This is a genomic window from Methylobacterium sp. GC_Met_2 (assembly GCF_026540795.1).
Lineage (GTDB): Bacteria > Pseudomonadota > Alphaproteobacteria > Rhizobiales > Beijerinckiaceae > Methylobacterium.
On sequence record NZ_JALNUM010000032.1, the window covers coordinates 37,749 to 53,755 of the forward strand.

Sequence of the window (16,007 nt, forward strand, 5' to 3'; positions counted from 1 at the left end):
GGATCGCGAGTGGTCCGACGCGCGCGGGTCATCACCAGTGCCTTGATCGGCCAAAGGCCCAATCCCTGCGATATCCGACCCGTGGAGCGGCGCCGCGGCTCGGGCTGTGGTTTGGCAGCGGCTTTAGGCTGACGTCCGCCGGCGGCCAGGATTTTGAACTTTGGCCGCGTCTTCATCTGTGCGGAGCAACTCATTCCGTTTTGGAAAGAGTTCGCTGGAGACAAACTGCCCGGAAAAACCAGGGGGTTTAGCCAGCCTTGATCCGCCCAGCCGGAGTCATCCCGGGGGCCGTTCCAAGCAAATATCGTCGACCTCCCCTCGCAAGGGGAGAGGTGTTCTCGGGCGCGCCGATCCGAACCCTCGTGTCGCAATTGATGCGCTATATGTATCAATCAGCAATCTATGATAGATACCATGCATCAATGGGGAGGCGGCGATGCGGCTCGACCTATTCAGCGGTGGGACCCTGATTGGCTCAGTGGAGCGTGGTGGACCCCATTGCGTTTTCGCATGGAGCCCGGACGGAAACGCCATCGGCACATTCGGCGACATGGATGCCGCAACTTCTGCCCTGCTCCGGCGCATGCAGGTGGCGGCATGATCCTTCGCGGCATCGCCAGCGTGTCGGAGGAGCTCGACCTCCAGCAGTATGTCCTCCGGTATTGGGAAACTCAGTTCAGCCACCTGAGACCGATACGGCGTGGCCGGACTCGGTACTATCGCCAGGACGACGTCGAGCTCGTCGCTGGCATCCGCCACATGCTGCATCGGCAGGGCTTCACGATCGCCGGCGTAAAGCAGGTGTTCAAGAACAAGGGCCCCGCCTTCGTCCGATCGATCGGGCGGAGTGAAGCCGCGGGCGATGCCTACCTCGACACGTGCATCGGCGGGATCGAGGAAGCCGAACTGTCGCCAGAGCAACGGAGCGCACTCGCCGCCGCCTTGTCTGATCCTGCCATGTGCCGGGCCCTGGCCGAAGTGGCGGTCGCGCAGGTCGCGCATCGGGGTGACCCATGACGCCGATCCCTACACCGCGCTCGCCACCCCCTCTTCCGTCAGGGATAGGGTCAGGGCGTCCATTCATTCGGCCGGCTGATGCGTGGGGGCCATTCGCACCGGATCTTGATCCCAACGAGCGCGTGGCACGTCTGCGCATCCTGCGAGCTGTCTCGCACCTGCTGCTCGGCCCCCGCGGACTCGCTCTCCAAGATGCCATCCGAGCGGCCGAGCGCCATCGCACGATGGGGCGGTTTTGCGAGGTGCTTGTCGAGATCGACACCCTGGCTGCGAAAGATCGACGGCACATCCTGGCCAGCTACGCCGCGGTGACACGGCCGTAACCGGAGGAGCCCAGCCATGCCCGACCGGATCGTCGGCGAAATTCCAAAAAGCGCTCGCGAGAGTATCAGGGTGAGCCTGCGCGAAAAGGGAGGCACTCTCGGTTGCGATCTGCGCGTGGCAGTCACCACTGGCCACGGGCCAATGCGCGAGACGCCAAAGGGTATCAGGATACCGCTGGCTCGACTCGCTGATGTGATCGAGGCACTGCAGGAAGTTCAGCGATTGGCAGGCTCGATCGATCAATAAGCCCACCGTCGCATTTAGGTTCAGATCTGGTCGCCACCCGGGAGAGGCGGGCCCGGTATCATGAGCGCCTACATCTCAACCTGGGTCCCGAGTTCGACGACCCGAGGCGGCGGAATCCGGTAGTAGTCCGGCGAACGCACAGCATTGCGGGCCATGAAGGCGTAGAGCGGCTCCTCCCATGAGCTCAGCTCCGGGCGCAGCGACGGGACGGGCTTCTCACGCCCGATGAAGAACGACGCGGTGTCCGGATCGACCCCAACCTCATTCCGATGCAGCCGCAGCGCCGCCATGACATCGGGTTTCTCGGCGAACCCGAAGGTCAGCCAGACTAAGCTGAAGCCGGCCGGCAGCGGCTCGATCTTGACGCGCTCTGACTCATGGACCCGGGGAGCTCGTTCCGTCGTCACCTTGAGCATCACCACACGCTCGTGCACCACCCCATTGTGCCGAACGTTCAGCGCGAGCGCCGCGGGAACGATGTCGGTCTGCTTGGTGAGATAAATTGCGGTGCCACGCATTCGGATCGGCGCGCCCGGCCGATCAAGGCCAGCAATGAAATCCGTCATCGTGGCGGCATTCTTGTCCCGGCGGTCGAAGGCGACAGCCCGGCCCTTTCGCCACGTGAGCATCAGCGTCAGCGCAACGCTTCCGACCAATAGCGGAAACCAGCCCCCTGCCGGAATCTTATGAATGTTGGCTCCAACGAAGGTGAGATCGAGCGCCAGGAACAGACCGGCGACCGGGAAGACCAAGTAGGGCGGCCAGCGCCATAGACCGTAGGCAACGGTGGTGACGAGGAGGGTGGTCACCATCATGTCGCCAGCGACCGCGATGCCGTAGGCGTTGGCGAGCGCGTCCGATGACCGGAAGCCGAATACGAGACCAAGCACCACCGCAGCGAGTAGCCAATTCAACTGCGGCACGTACACCTGGCCAATCGACTCCTCCGACGTCTGCCGGATCTCAAGACGAGGGATGGCGCCAAGTTGAATGGCCTGCTGCACGAGGGCGAAGGCACCAGACAGCACCGCTTGGCTGGCAATCACGGTAGCCAGCGTCGTGAGCCCGACGAAGGGAGCCAGCAACCAGCTTGGAAACAGCAGGAAGAATGGATTGGCTGCAGCCGCGGGATCAGTGAGCACGAGGGCACCCTGTCCGAGGTAGTTGAGTAGGAGCGCGGGCAGCACGAATGCGAACCAGTTGATCCGAATGGCGCCGCGGCCGAAATGGCCCATGTCGGCATAGAGCGCCTCACCGCCGGTGAGCGCTAGGAAGACTGATCCTAGAACCGCGAACATTACTCCCGCACCCGCATGGCCGACGTAGGCCAGAGCGTATCGGGGATCGAAGGCAAGTAGCACACGAGGCTGCTGCAGCAGGTGGTACAGCCCGAACAGTGCCAGGGTGAGAAACCAGGCGGCCATCACCGGGCCGAACAGAAAGCCGACGCTGCCGCTGCCGCGGCTCTGAATTGCGAACAGACCAATCAGGACGAGCGCGGCGATGGGCACGACGTAGGGCGTAACGACCGGGGTCACGAGTTGAAGACCCTCGATCGCGCTTAGAACCGAGATCGCCGGGGTGATCATCGCGTCACCGAAGAACAGCGATGCGCCAGCCAGTCCAATGACGGCGAGGACAGGCCGCAGCTTCCCAGCAACTGGTAGAGCCAGTGACAGGAGCGCCATGGTGCCTCCCTCGCCCTGATTGTCGGCCCTCATGACGAAGACGACGTACTTGAGGGCCACGATGAGGATAACAGCCCAGAACACCATCGAGAGGACACCGAACACGGTCGCCTCGGTGGTGGTCTCCCCAGCGACCTTGAGCGATTCCCGGAAGGCGTAGATCGGGCTCGTGCCGATGTCACCGAACACCACGCCGAGCGCCCCCAGCAGCAATGCGGGACGAACGGGATGCTCAGCGACAGCTGGTGTCGAGACAGCGTCAGCAGATGAGGTCATCGAGCTTCCTGTCAGATGCCAGCTGCTACGATGCCATGTCGGTCTCGATCGCCGGCGGCAGCACTATGCAGTGGGCCAGCTGAATACGCGATCGGGAACGAGCGGCTCCAGACACAGTACGACAGGCCTGCGGCCCGCGCGGCCGCGTCCTTTCAGCCTGGGCGGCCCTGGATCCTCCTGAGCGGCGTTGCCAATGTTTCAAGGCAGCATGAGACCGATCATGGAAGTCAGCGATATGAAGAACCCACCGTTCTGCGTGTTTACCTACCGTGACGGCCAGCAAGTCCTGGCGGAGGATGTGGAGACCGACATCGCCGCGCGTACCCGTTTCGCTTCGGCAATCGATCTGTGCCGGACGCGCGACGATGCCCACGCCCACCGTGTCGAACTGCGAGCCGGTTCAGACCTGCTGGATTCGTGGCCTTTGAGCTTGAAAGACTCCGCTTGATCCGAGACACGGTTTCACGATACGTTCTCGTGTCACCTTCGGCATAAGCCGACGCCGCGACATGCCATAGGGCCACCCGCAACAGGGTTGGCCGCGGGCCCCTCGATCCGGTTCAACCGGTGGAGCCCGCTTGCATGTCGCCTGAGACCTCAATCAAACAGCGGCCCGGTCGCAAGTCGAGCATCGCCACGCACCCAGCTTGCGTCGAGATCGAATTCGCCTGCGCTCGCGGCATCAGCCTGCGTCGCGTCGCCGAGCGGTTCGGTTTCTCGCGTGCAAGCGTGGATCGCCACTGGCATGCGCTCCCGTCAGAGCATCGCTCCCGCCTCGTCGGTCTGGCCACTGAGCTGGATCGGCATGAGGCCCGCATCCGCGAGGTCTACGCGGCGCTCGCCGTGATGGTGCCCCCCACCCATCGTCATAGGTCCATCGGCGCATCGGAGCACGCCCATGCTGCGTGAAGCCATCGCCAATCGCCCGAATGCCGGAAGGGGTAGGGGGCCTCGATTAAGGAATCAGATTGAGGGAGCGGCAACCGCATGGGAAAGCATTTTCCGAGAAACGCCGCGAAAAAAAATTGGCGGTGAATTAGCTCCGGGCCCGGCTTTCGATCGCAACTCGATGATCCTGATCGGAGGCTGGTGATGGCTGCCGTTGAACAGCGCGTCGATGAATACGTCTTCCGTTACACGACGGAGGGCGTGGATCAGACGAAGGCGAAGGTCGACGCTCTGGGTGCGTCCCTCGACAAGCTGACGACCTCGCAGGACAAGTCCGCAGCGAGCAACGACAAGGGTAGCACCGCGAGCGATCGCGCGACCCGAGCTGCAGCCATGCGGGAGGCGGTGGCAGCGAAAGCGCAGCGGCAACTTGATCAGGAGGCACGAGCTCTCGCGCAGGTGCAGCAGGCACAGGATGCCGCCGCTGCATCGACCAACGGACTCACGGCTGCACAGGAGAAGGCGGTTACCTCCTACGCAGCAGCGCAGAAGGCGGCCAACGACAATTCCGCAGCCATCGGCAAGCAGACCAGCGTCTATGCGGAGGTGGGAAAGGCGGCCGCCGCCCACCCCGTTCTGGTGCTGGCGGCCAGCGTTGCCGCGGCGCGTGCGCTTGCGGGTCTCGCTACCTCAGCCGCCGGTTACCTGGGCTCCGCATCAGCCTCTGTGGCTACTTTCGCGGAGGGCAGCACCGCGATGGGCGGCGCGGTGGCGTCGGGTGGTACGGTTGCGGCCCGCGGCCTCGCATTGGCTGGTGAGGCGTTGGGCGCTGTGGCGGGCTATCTGCTCACCTATGCCGCCAAGGTCGAGGGAGCGAGTTCGGTTACGGGGCTTCTGTTCGGTGCGCTCCGGCTCATCCCAGCCTCTATCCTACCGATCGCCGCCGCCTTCGCCGCCTTTCAGGTGGCCTCCGCGGTCATCGGCAAGGCCTATGACGATCTGCAGAAGCTGATCGATCTCGGCCAGCGAGCGCAGAGCCTCGATGTCGGTGCACCGTTTTTGAAGAGCTTTGAGGCGGCCGGGAAGGCGATCGGGGCGACCAGTGAACAGATGGATCAGGCGCTCCAGCATGCAGCGAGCTTCCTGAAAGACACCTGGGGGCAGGACAATAACAACCTGTCGAAGCTGCTGAACAGCATCACCGCCACGGGCGTAGCGGGTGCCAACGGCCTGCAGTCGACGGCCCTGGCAGACACCGCAACGACCTTCGAGGAGCGCCTGAAGGCCGGCCTCGCGGCGATGAAAGAGCTCGACGCTCTCGGTCTGCATCTCGCCAGCATTGATGTCGGGACGAAGGTGCTTGGCCCTGAGACCGTCGAGCGGATGCGCGTCACCGGCACAAGCGCGGAGCAGTTGTCCGCCGCGTTGCAGGCAGCTGCCGAGAAGGAAGTGCTCAAGCAGGAGCAGGTGGACCGCGCGCTGCAGCTCAACAAGAACATCGCCGACACGAAGCAGGCCATTTCCGACGCCTGGGCGGTGAACCTGGATTTCAGCGCGGCAGCTACGCTCCTCGATGGGATATGGCTGAGGATCCTGCAGACCGTTCTATCGATCGTGCAGGCGATCAACGGCGCGATCGATGGCGTGGTGGCGTTCGGGGCGACAGTGACCTCAGCGATCGGCGGCGCATTCAGTGCGGTCGCTGGGCAGGTCTCCGGCCTTCTCTCGCAGCTCGGCATCATCAGCAAGCAGTCGGAGCAGGAGATCACGGAAGCCGTGGATCCCTCCAAGCTGAACGGTCCATTCCTGCCTACGATTACCGGCCGCGATCTGGGTTACGTTTCCACGGTGGTAGATAACCGTAAGCCGGATCCAGCGCCGGCCCGGCAGGCGAAGCAGGCCGCGCAGGACGCGACATCGTCCTATGACAGCCTGATCCAGCGGACGAAGGATCACATCGAGGAGATGGATCTCGAAACGCGCAGTGTTGGGATGAATACGGACGCCGTAATTAAGATGAAGCTCGCTCATGATCTGCAGCGAGCCGCTGAAAAGTCTGGCATCGATGTGACCGATGCCATGCGGCAGAAGTGGGACGGGCTCGGCACATCGGTCGCCGCCAGCACGGATGCACTCGCGAAAGCCAAGCGTGGGCTCGAACTGACGAAGGAGGCGCAGCGGGAGCTGTCCGACGACTTCTCGACCTTCGCGGACGACGTGGTCCTCGGGGGCAAGAAAATTGGTGAGGCATTCGCGGACCTCTCGAAGACGTTTGCCAGCAGCAGCCTCAAGGCGCTGCTTACCGGAAAGGGTGGGTTGGCGGCGCTGTTTGGCACCGCCGGCGAGGAGAGCGGCGACATCGGCGGTTTGCTTGGCGGCAAGCTCAGCCTGAATGGCGTGCTCGGCACCGACTTGGCCGCCCGTGCCCCGCTCGCTGGCGCGCAGGGGCCAACGATGGAGGCGAGCGGTCTCGGCTCGATTTTCGACACCGACAAGATCGCGGACTCGTTGGGCCTGGGAGCCGAGTCTGGTCTCGGCAAGGCGGTCACCAGTTGGCTCAAGGAGTCGAAGGCCGGTGGCGGCATCATCTCTTCACCGTTGGGCCAGGGTCTCGCCGCGGTCGGGGCTGGCGCGTCGGTCGGCTACTCGTCGCAGAGTCCCATCATGGGCGCCCTGAGCGGCGGTCTCGCCGGCCTCGCCACCGGCAACCCAGTACTCGCCATCGCGGGTGCAGGCGCGGGCGCAATCGGCAGCATCCCCTCCAGCAAGAAGGATCGGCGACATGTCGCTCGTCAACGTCTTCGCGACCTCGCGTAGGGTCGTCGTCCTCACCGACACGTCCCTGTATAATGCGACAGGTCGGATCATCGGCTTCGATCAGAAGACCGTTGGAGTCGCCTCCTGGAACGGCGCGCTCACCTTCCGGGGTAACGCCTGGGGGATGTGCGCAGGCCGCGAGCTGGCCGAGCGCTACGGCAGCTTCGACGAGTTCGTGGCGCAGAGCGGTCCGGAGTTCGAGCGGGAACACCTGGGAGCGCTCGCGGCCGGTCACCTCTCCGGCCAGACCCTGATTGAGGTGCACGTCGCCGGCTGGTCGGAGCGGGAGGATCGGGCCCGCGCTTTCGTGCTGCGCTCACCCGGCGCGCCTGGCGATCATGCGCCGCCCTACACCTGGGTCGAGATCGAGGGGGCGTGGCACGACGACTTCGATCTTATGGCGCTGTGCCGCCTGCACAGGCAAGGCGCAGAGCCGGACGAGGACTGGACGCCCGAGACCTTCGATCCCCTCCGGCATGGGATCCCCCTCGCCGAGGAACAGCGCCGGAAGGGTGCGGCGGCCTGGACGGGCTTCGGCGGCCGGCACGTCATCGGCGGCGAGCTGTGGCTGACCGTGATCGATCGCGACGGCGCGCGCCTCGGGCCCATCCACGAGTGGCCCGACATCGCCGGCGAGCCGATCCAGCCGGCCCCGTTCGATGACAGCCGGTGGCCCAAGGCCGTGCCGTGCGGAATTGCCTGGTCCTACGTGAAGTTCATGGCCGCGGTGGCGGCGGGGGCGATCAACGTCGACACGTTCGAGGTCGACCACGCGAAGCTGGCCGCGCTCGAGACGACACACGGTCGGCCGGCCGCCGGCATGTCCCGGCAGGAGCGCCGCGCTGCGAAGGCTCAGGCCAGGAAGGTGCCAGCCCATGCTCGCTGAGCGAAAGGTGCTCCTGGCCTTCGCCAACGCGGCAGAGCACGCCATCTTCCGCCAACTGTTGGCTGGTCGACCGGAGCTGGACATCTTCGTGCAGAGGTCGATCGAGGCGGCCGTCGAAACCTTCGTGCCGAAGATGTATGCCGGCGTTTGGGGTCTCACGGCGGCCGAGATCGATCGGGCCATCGCAGTGGCCAGCGCGGATGCTGACTGGCGCAACGCCACCGCGCAGAAGGGACAGCGCCTCGACGATGACGAGCGGCTGATCTGCCGGCTCGCCTATCAGGCCGCCTGCCGGAGCGCCCGCAATGACTTCCTCGCAGCGCTGCGGGATCATGAGCCCGCCGCCAAGGCACTGATGGCGCTGGCGGACCTCGGCAAGGCCGTCGTCGAGGGTGTCGCGGCTCTGCAGGCTGCTGCCATTCCGCACACCCTGGCGGCCCATCCAGCGCCATCGCACCGCCGGCTTCGGCCGGAAGACTTCGGAGCGCTGCCACAAGGGCGTCAATCAGCCAGCATGCCCTGGGCGGACCGGGTGCGGTCAGCTGCGGATTATCCGAGCCGCGGTGTCGGACGGATACACGGAACAGGCGAGCCGCCCGCAGCGGACGTCTGACGAGGCGCGCTGGCCGACGACGGCGCGTGTTAGCCCTGGTCGCTGCCCGACACGGCGGCCGGGGCTGCGCAAGAGGTGTCCGATGCTTCCTGCCCTCGCTACTGCGGCGAGCATCGCCGGCGTGTTCACGCTGGGCGGCATCTCGATCACCTGGGCGGGTCAATACGCGGGCCAGACCACCGTGATCCTGGTCGTTGTCGCTACTGGGCTCGAGATGCTGGCACTGATCGGCGGGCTTACCCAACTCGATGCCCATGGGCCGGCCGTCTCGCGCGCCGAGGCCCGCCCCGATTACGGGATGAGCCGGCGACCGCCTGTGCAAGCCCCGGCGGAGCGCTGAAGGCGTGACGTGGGCCTTCTCACGACGCGGGTACGGCTCGCGGACACGACTCCTCTCTGGGACTGGCATCGGTCATTCAGAGAAGCGGCCGGGGGGAATGACCATTGGGGACAGCTGGCAACGCCGAACACCGCGAGCTGAAGGTCGCCTTTCGACGATCGGTCGACTGATATCCGCCGTGAACGATCCCTGATTCCTAACTGGATCGGAGCGTGGGCAGCGCTCGCTTGCCGCCCACGTCCGGCATCTGCCGACAACCTAGATTGATAAGCCGAGGCTTCGGGCTCCATCACTAAGCTGCGGTAGCCGCTGAAGCCTTCTTTTGGCCCCTGGTGGGCTTCGCCGCCGGCTCCGCAGCCTTCTTCGATCGGACAGCCTTCTTCGGCGTCTCGGCGACGGTCGCGTCAGTATGGGCGGTCTTCGCGGCTGCCTTGCGCTGTTGACCCAGCCCGAGGCTCTTGGCGAGCGCGGAGCGCTGCGCCGAGTAGCTCGCAGCCGTGGAGGGGTAATCCCTCGGCAAGCCGAAGCGCTCACGATACTGCTCGATCGTCATACCGCTCTTGCTGAGGTGACGCTTCAGCGTCTTGTACGGCTTGCCGTCGATGAAGCTCACCAGCGCGTCGTCCCTGACGGACTTGCGGATCTGAGCAGGCGTAGGCTTCTCGACCGCGGACGCCTCCGGCGCGCTACCCTGACCGAGCCCGGAGAGAGCCGAGTAGACCCCGGAAAGCAGGGCCGGCAGTTCAGCCACCGGAACGCTATTGTTCGACACGTATGCCGACACGATATCCGCGCTCAGTTCGAGGTGGTTATTCTGCGATGTGGGTGTGTTCTCGGACATTTCATGATCCTTTCATGCCCCTCAACACGAACGATCCGAACCGCTCAGAAAGTCAAGAGATTGGAGCGTGGCGTGTGATCGAAGGCCAGCTTTATTCAGGCATTTTCTTAACTGTCCTTCCGGAGATCCATTTTCCATTCCTGGGCTCGTTAACTCTGCTGCATCGGATGCTGAGATTCTCTCAACCTTGGTGATTTGCAGTTGCACAAGCGGCGCTACCGCTGGCGGCTGCGGATCGTTCGTCAGGGACGCCACTCCAACTTCGCGCCGTGTTGGCTTTCTAACAACATAAGGAAATACATTGGTCTGATCTTCATCGGCTTGCGCAAAACCTCGTCTGTTCCGCCTTTTTTCTTGCGAGCGCTTATTGACGTTGAAAGTATCCGCAAGTATTACATAGTTATCGTCAGCGAGGAACCACGCAGATGACGAAGTCCTTTCAGATCATCGACACCAAGACCGGCAAGGCGATCCTCCGGTGCAGCGAGCACGAAGCCCACAAGCGGGTCGACCTCCTGAACTCCTGCGGGATCGTCCGCTACAAGGCCCGGGCGATCTGAAGCGGGGGCCTCCGGGCCCCTCCCTTCACCGGGGAGGGGTCAGCCAGCGCCGGGGGTCTTCGCTACCGCCGCAGCCTGAGGTGCCATAGCACTCGACTCGCGAGACGGCCCAAGATAGCCCCGCGCTATGGCTAAAGAGATCCCCGGCGTCGGCGAACTGCGCCGCAAGTCTGAGGTCACGGACGACCAGATCGTGGCCGCGTTGGACGCCTACCTTAAGGACAAGAACGCCAAGCCGTTCGCTTTCAAGTCCGGCCACTGGATCGACGTGGCCAAGGCAATCTTAATTCGTCTTTGCACCGAGTTCGCCGAGATGGCGTTGCACGATCCGGTAAGTCTCGGCGGCGAAGGCTTTCAGATCCGGATTGGTGCCGGACTTGACCTCCTTGGCGAAGGCAGCACCGTCGGCGTCGTGGATCGCCTTCATGTCCTTGACGTAGGCAGAGTCGAAGGCGGCGCCAGATAGACTTTTCATCCGGTCGAGCCGCCCCTGAAACTCGGCGTTGAGTGTGTCGGGGAAAGAGAGCCCAGCGCTGGTAGCAATCGACTTCAGCTTGTCGCCAACGAGACCGTGGTCATGCGCTTCGGTGTTGCCTTGGTCCTTAATGTCCTGACGCGCGCCCTTGTCCTCAGCGAGCTTACCTAACTCAACCTCGTACATCCCGCCCTGTGAGACCTTGGCGACGAAAGCCTTGTCCTCATCGGAGACGGTCGCGGCTTGCGCCGCCACGAGCCCAGCCAACGACAGGGTCGCAGAGAGGAAAAGGCGTGCGGTCGGTCGGCTGTAGGGCATGGGATGAAACTCCTGTCGCTCGACTCAAACTCGCCGACCATCTGTATGATGCATCACGGTTTGCTGATGAGACCAAAGCGCGGCGGCTAATGCTCCAGCGCCGCTCACTTTCAGGCATCGAGAGTGTCCGGCACGTATGCGGCGGCGCACAGGCTTAGATCCTGGCCGGTCTCTAAGCTGAAATCCCGGGGCCCCGCTCACCAGACCGCCTCGGGTATGTTTTCAGCGATCCGTGCTTGCTGATCTTGGTCGACCGGCATTGAGGTCGACCAACCGGATGCGGCCCACAATCAAAGCCGCCGCCCTGGTCGCGTAGGGATAGGCCGATTGCTCAGAGACGAGGCCGTCCGCGGACGACACGACCCAACGGAAACATCCGCTGTACGAGGGGCAGGGCACCACTGCGAGCCTGTAGGTGCGAGACAAGGCATCGGCCTCATTGATCACGCTGAGCGGTAGATGAGAGAGGGCTCCGCAAGGAGCCCCCCTCGACGCTGGAAGTGATTGCCTCACATGCGGTGCATCATGCGCTTCTTCATCATGTGACGACGCATCATCCGCTTATGCATCATGCGGACCTGGGTGATGCCTGAGTGATCGGTCTGTATCCCGCTCGGGCTCATCGGGGCAGCCGAGACAGGACCAACGAAGGCGAAGCCGCCAAGCAGGACCGTGGCGATAAGGGTGAGTTTCGTCTTTGTCATATAATGTCTCCCGAGTAGTGCGAACTTGATGTCCGAACTGTCTTTAAAGCGAATAATTTCTCTTCAAGTTCCCAGGAATAGATATTTTATGCTTAGATTATACTTAAGGTCAAGCTTATTCGCCGCGAAACATGTATTTCGCGCTGCGCCCGCGTGAGGGCGTCACTGGCCCTTACGGGACAAACCTGATCGAAGTTTCGGGGCGAAATCGACTGGCAAGAAGCGCAAGTTAGCTTCGATCTCGGCCGAGCGCAGTCCGAGCAGGTCACTTGAGCGAAACTTCCCGCGGGGTCGCCTCGTAGATGGCGACGAGGCTCTGCTCCGAAGGGCCGATGGGAAGGAAACGCTGCATGTTTAAGGCATTTACCCGTGGCCGCGCTGCTCGGGTCATCGCTCTCTCGTTCGTCCTCACGGCTGCCGGGGCGGCGCAGGCTAAGAACCCGATGGTCGGCGGCGCACCGATGTACGCCAGCAAGACCATCGTCGAGAACGCGGTCAACTCGAAGGATCACACCACCCTCGTGGCCGCCGTGAAGGCGGCCGGCTTGGTCGACACCCTGAGCGGCCCGGGCCCGTTCACGGTGTTCGCGCCCACCAACGCTGCCTTCGCCAAGCTGCCGCCGGGCACGGTTGAGAACCTCGTGCAGCCGCAGAACAAGGCGACGCTGACGAAGATCCTGACCTACCATGTGGTCCCGGGCGTCTACACCGCCAAGGAACTGATGGCGCTGGCCAAGAAGGGCAGCGGGCAGAACCAGCTCACCACCGTAGAGGGCGAGCCGCTCGGCGTCTCCGCGCAGGGCAAGAAGGTCTACATCACCGACGTGAAGGGCGACACCGTGGCGGTGACCATCCCGAACGTCATGCAGTCGAACGGCGTCATCCACGTCGTCAACGGCGTGCTGATGCCCTGAGGACGGTGACGCAGCGAGTATCAGTTCCGACCTTCGCTGCGCCGTTCGACCCTACTCGGGGATAAGTTTGCCCGTGTAGATCACTGGTCCGGTCGGCTGCCCGGTTGGAGAACCGCCGGGTGGCTCGACCGAGACCGCGATGGCCCCATTAGAAGAAGCCCCGCTCGGAACTTTCACTCGGCTGGAGGTTGTGCCCACGAGGCCAAGCGGCTTCGCTCCTTCGGCTCCGACGTACCACAGCTCCAGGTTCCGACCTGCAGGAGCTTCAGCACCGACTGGTCTGACCTGCGCCGTGCCAGTGCGGGTATCAATGCGCACGATCAGTGCTGGCAGCGCTCCGCCACCCTGAACCACCGCGAGGTAGCGGCCACCTTCCGGCTCCGGTCGCGGCTGCACCGCTACGAACAGCGCGAGCCCAGTCGCCAGCAGCCCGCCCCCTGCAGCTGCGACCTGCCAACACCGTACCTGCCGACGCAACGAGGCAAGTTGGTCCGGCCTCTGAAGGGGCGGGCCGGGTAGAGCCCGGAGCAGTGCGGCACGGACCCATGGCGGTGGCGGCACAGCGGGCACTGCATCCAGCAACGGTGCCAGCCTCTTCTCCCAGTCTCTTAAGCGGCTTGTCGCGCCAGGATCGAAGGCGATCTCGCGCTCCAGCTCGGCGCGTTCGTGCGCGTCGAGGGTCCCGAGCACGTATTCTGCTGCGCGCAGGTCGGGATCCGAAAGAGACTCGCCGCTGCCGCTGCTCACGACGCCGTCTCCAGGCAGGACTTCAGCGCCGAGAGCGCCCGGTGCAGCCAAGTTTTGATGGTGTTGACCGGGCGGTCATAGCGCTGAGCCAGCTCCTCTCGCGAGTAGCCCTCGCGGTAGGCCAGCACCACGCAGTCCCGATGCATCGGCTCCAGCCGACCCAGACAGGTGTTTAGCGCATCTCGATCCATGAACGCCGTCGCACCGTCGTGCGGGTTCATCAGCCGCGCCACCCAATCCTCGCCTTCGCCCTCTGAAGGCCCCTGCATCTCGGTCGTGCCTCTCCGGCGCAGCCCGTCAATCGCTCTGTTGCGCGCGATGGCACACAGCCACGGGAGCGGGCGCCCAGTCGTCGAGTCGTAGCTTCCTGCCGCCTGCCAGACCCGCATGTATGCGTCCTGCAGGACGTCTTCGGCCAAGCCTCGATCCCTCTGGATACGCAGGATGAGGCCGAAGAGTTTCGGACTGGTCAGGTCGTAAAGTCGGGCGAGGGCTGCGGCGTCTCCGCGGCCGACATCGGCGAGCAGTCGCCGCAGTGCATCGTCGTCGGCCAATCCCAGCACTCAGCTTCTATGTGCGGCTGCTCAGGATGCCTGGTATCGTTCCAGATCCTATTTACAAGCCATCTTTCGGCGAGATCGCGAGCCGGGCGGCTTCTGAAACTATTGAGCCGATGCCTCCGTTCTTCGGGGGCGTGGTCAACTCCGGCGGCGCGATCGTCGGAGCTATCTGTGGCACGTACCCCCACCCTGATCCTCGCGGCTTGCCTGACGGCAAGTGCTTTTCTCCCAGCGGATGCCACGACGAAGAAGGTGCGGGTGCCGAACCAGTTCGACGGTTCCTGGACCATCATTGCCACTACGGCGGAGGGCCCGTGTGCGGCCAGCACCAGCTACCAGGTGCAGATCAAAGACAGCGATGCTTCGATCCCTGGAGAGGTGGACATTGACGGCGGAGTTGCGGCGAGTGGCTCCGTGCAGGCCACAATCACCCAAGGCTCGAACAAGGTGCCGATCTCCGGCAGCCTCGACGCCAAGGGCAGCGGCAGCGGCACATGGCGCACATCGGGTGGCTTGGTCGAGTGCAGCGGCAGTTGGAGGGCTAAGCGGTCAAGCTAGATGGCCACTACGCCGGGCCTGCGCCGGACCATGGTGATGAACGACGTCATCATGGGCTTTGCCGTCCAGGGATGAGTAGATTTAGCTTCGCGTCCACTCAACGGGGTCGGTATCGAGAGACATCCTGAAGCGCCATCGCACGGCGCCTTCGGCGTCGCGAACGGCTGCGACGTAGTCCTGTCGACCGGGGCTATCGCTCAGGCCTTGCGCGATCCGGATCATGATCCTTACCGCCTGCGCACGCGCTGCATCCAGGTCGGGCAATTCGTACCCATCTTTGTCATGGGCAACCTCAGTCCCATCATGCAGGTCGATGAAGAAACGAGGCATGAGGTGCATCTCAGGAACGGCGGACGGCGTCGATCTACGCAGTTCTCGCGCCGCCGTTCATGCCCATCCGCTAGCGCTCCTGGCACGCTGGCGTCGATCTCACCGGTATGGCACCTCGCGGTCATGACGAAGCTCAAGCCGCAGACCTGCGAAGTGAAGATTGGAGACGTCTGGCGCGCCGTGAGCCTAGACGAGGCCGCAACACGTCATGTCATGGCGACGAAGCGCTGCCCGGCCTGCCACGGTCAGGTGATGATCCTTGGCGCCTACGGCTCGCCCACCGTCCGTCGGACCATGTCACACCGGAAGTCGCATACCGGTTGTTCGCTGATGCCCAGAACGTACTCCGGTACGCCCTCCCCGCATCCGCAGGCGATTGCCTGAGATCCGCTACTGCCCCGCCGCCCACTCTGATCACGGGCTGGCGGGCTCGGTGCCGTTCCTCACGGCGCGGGGGCCAAGTACGCGACGCAGCCCGAGATGCAGGATGGTCGAAGGTGGTTAGCTGCGCCTCAACATCGGTTCGAGAGCGGATTTCGAATTGGGATCAAGCTGTCGCAACATCGCCCCCGCCGCATCTGTGCCACGATCAGGGCGAGGTGCGCTTCCCCCCGGTGAGCTCCAGCACCTCAGCCATCCCGCATTCTTGGGCCTCGGCTTCGGTGTCGTAGGAGATCGGCGCGTGGATCTTATGAGCGTTGTCCAACGAGATCAGCAGCCACCGAAAGCGTTGTGGCCTAAGCGAGCAGCGCTGGATTGAGACGCTGTATCTGGGCACGTAGCGTCGCGTCATGTCGTCGAGAATGACACACTTCTCAATCGGGACAAGTCAGTCACGACTGCATCTCGCTGTCGTCCAGTCCGGCCGATGGAAAGATCGCACCAGCAGTGCGCAGGGCCTGAAC

The 16,007-nt window shown here is 63.8% G+C and carries 19 protein-coding genes; 12 read left to right on the forward strand and 7 right to left on the reverse strand.

The genetic code is table 11. The features are described 5' to 3' along the window. The first annotated feature begins 597 nt into the window (after positions 1-597). Both OXS49_RS13405 and OXS49_RS13410 read left to right on the forward strand, forming a co-directional pair. Positions 598-1,017 carry a MerR family transcriptional regulator gene (locus tag OXS49_RS13405; RefSeq protein WP_267424802.1) on the forward strand — a complete coding sequence of 140 codons (420 nt, stop codon included), beginning with the start codon at positions 598-600 and terminating at the stop codon, positions 1,015-1,017. Between the two features lie 339 nt (positions 1,018-1,356). Beyond that, positions 1,357-1,587: a hypothetical protein gene (locus tag OXS49_RS13410; RefSeq protein ID WP_267424804.1), complete on the forward strand. Its 231-nt coding sequence runs from the start codon at positions 1,357-1,359 to the stop codon at positions 1,585-1,587. Between the two features lie 68 nt (positions 1,588-1,655). Here the strand turns inward: OXS49_RS13410 and OXS49_RS13415 are convergent, their stop codons facing one another. Then, positions 1,656-3,551 carry a potassium transporter Kup gene (locus OXS49_RS13415; protein WP_267424807.1) on the reverse strand — a complete coding sequence of 632 codons (1,896 nt, stop codon included), beginning with the start codon at positions 3,549-3,551 and terminating at the stop codon, positions 1,656-1,658. Between the two features lie 220 nt (positions 3,552-3,771). Here OXS49_RS13415 and OXS49_RS13420 point away from each other — a divergent pair, with 220 nt between their 5' ends. The 6 genes from OXS49_RS13420 (at position 3,772) to OXS49_RS13445 (ending at position 9,095) form a co-directional block, all read left to right on the forward strand. Next, complete coding sequence (locus OXS49_RS13420) at positions 3,772-3,999, forward strand: hypothetical protein (protein ID WP_267424809.1); 228 nt, start codon at positions 3,772-3,774, stop codon at positions 3,997-3,999. Positions 4,000-4,133: 134 nt separating this feature from the next. Beyond that, positions 4,134-4,460, forward strand: a complete 327-nt coding sequence (locus OXS49_RS13425; RefSeq protein WP_267424811.1) for a hypothetical protein — start codon at positions 4,134-4,136, stop codon at positions 4,458-4,460. Between the two features lie 183 nt (positions 4,461-4,643). Next, positions 4,644-7,256 carry a hypothetical protein gene (locus OXS49_RS13430; RefSeq protein WP_267424813.1) on the forward strand — a complete coding sequence of 871 codons (2,613 nt, stop codon included), beginning with the start codon at positions 4,644-4,646 and terminating at the stop codon, positions 7,254-7,256. Then, entirely contained in the window at positions 7,222-8,142 is a 921-nt protein-coding gene (locus OXS49_RS13435; RefSeq protein WP_267424815.1) for a hypothetical protein, read from the forward strand. Before OXS49_RS13430 ends, OXS49_RS13435 begins: the two co-directional genes overlap by 35 nt. Then, positions 8,132-8,755, forward strand: coding sequence for a hypothetical protein (locus tag OXS49_RS13440; RefSeq protein ID WP_267424817.1), 624 nt, complete (start codon positions 8,132-8,134; stop codon positions 8,753-8,755). Before OXS49_RS13435 ends, OXS49_RS13440 begins: the two co-directional genes overlap by 11 nt. 82 nt (positions 8,756-8,837) lie before the next feature. After that, positions 8,838-9,095 carry a hypothetical protein gene (locus tag OXS49_RS13445; protein WP_267424819.1) on the forward strand — a complete coding sequence of 86 codons (258 nt, stop codon included), beginning with the start codon at positions 8,838-8,840 and terminating at the stop codon, positions 9,093-9,095. Positions 9,096-9,387: 292 nt separating this feature from the next. On the opposite strand, the gene OXS49_RS13450 is transcribed toward OXS49_RS13445, so the two are convergent. Next, positions 9,388-9,936, reverse strand: coding sequence for a MucR family transcriptional regulator (locus OXS49_RS13450; protein WP_267424821.1), 549 nt, complete (start codon positions 9,934-9,936; stop codon positions 9,388-9,390). 425 nt (positions 9,937-10,361) lie between these two features. On the opposite strand from OXS49_RS13450, the gene OXS49_RS13455 reads away from it, so the two are divergent. Continuing rightward, positions 10,362-10,496: a hypothetical protein gene (locus OXS49_RS13455; protein ID WP_267424824.1), complete on the forward strand. Its 135-nt coding sequence runs from the start codon at positions 10,362-10,364 to the stop codon at positions 10,494-10,496. Between the two features lie 283 nt (positions 10,497-10,779). Here the strand turns inward: OXS49_RS13455 and OXS49_RS13460 are convergent, their stop codons facing one another. Beyond that, positions 10,780-11,289, reverse strand: a complete 510-nt coding sequence (locus tag OXS49_RS13460; protein ID WP_267424827.1) for a DUF4142 domain-containing protein — start codon at positions 11,287-11,289, stop codon at positions 10,780-10,782. 509 nt (positions 11,290-11,798) lie between these two features. Next, positions 11,799-11,993, reverse strand: coding sequence for a hypothetical protein (locus tag OXS49_RS13465; RefSeq protein ID WP_267424830.1), 195 nt, complete (start codon positions 11,991-11,993; stop codon positions 11,799-11,801). Between the two features lie 332 nt (positions 11,994-12,325). Between OXS49_RS13465 and OXS49_RS13470 the strand changes: the two genes are divergently transcribed. Beyond that, entirely contained in the window at positions 12,326-12,907 is a 582-nt protein-coding gene (locus tag OXS49_RS13470) for a fasciclin domain-containing protein (RefSeq protein WP_267424833.1), read from the forward strand. 51 nt (positions 12,908-12,958) lie between these two features. Here OXS49_RS13470 and OXS49_RS13475 read toward each other — a convergent pair whose 3' ends face one another. After that, the gene (locus tag OXS49_RS13475) at positions 12,959-13,654 is read right to left on the reverse strand and encodes an anti-sigma factor (RefSeq protein WP_267424835.1); all 696 of its coding nucleotides are present in this window, start codon (positions 13,652-13,654) and stop codon (positions 12,959-12,961) included. Beyond that, the gene (locus OXS49_RS13480) at positions 13,651-14,208 is read right to left on the reverse strand and encodes a sigma-70 family RNA polymerase sigma factor (protein WP_267424838.1); all 558 of its coding nucleotides are present in this window, start codon (positions 14,206-14,208) and stop codon (positions 13,651-13,653) included. Before OXS49_RS13480 ends, OXS49_RS13475 begins: the two co-directional genes overlap by 4 nt. A 177-nt stretch (positions 14,209-14,385) precedes the next feature. Between OXS49_RS13480 and OXS49_RS13485 the strand changes: the two genes are divergently transcribed. Continuing rightward, positions 14,386-14,772, forward strand: coding sequence for a heme utilization protein (locus OXS49_RS13485; protein ID WP_267424841.1), 387 nt, complete (start codon positions 14,386-14,388; stop codon positions 14,770-14,772). 81 nt (positions 14,773-14,853) lie between these two features. On the opposite strand, the gene OXS49_RS13490 is transcribed toward OXS49_RS13485, so the two are convergent. Beyond that, on the reverse strand, positions 14,854-15,102 hold the full coding sequence (locus tag OXS49_RS13490) for a hypothetical protein (protein ID WP_267359377.1): 249 nt from the start codon (positions 15,100-15,102) through the stop codon (positions 14,854-14,856). A gap of 123 nt (positions 15,103-15,225) precedes the next feature. Between OXS49_RS13490 and OXS49_RS13495 the strand changes: the two genes are divergently transcribed. Beyond that, positions 15,226-15,486, forward strand: a complete 261-nt coding sequence (locus tag OXS49_RS13495; protein ID WP_267424843.1) for a hypothetical protein — start codon at positions 15,226-15,228, stop codon at positions 15,484-15,486. The last annotated feature ends 521 nt before the right edge of the window (positions 15,487-16,007 follow it).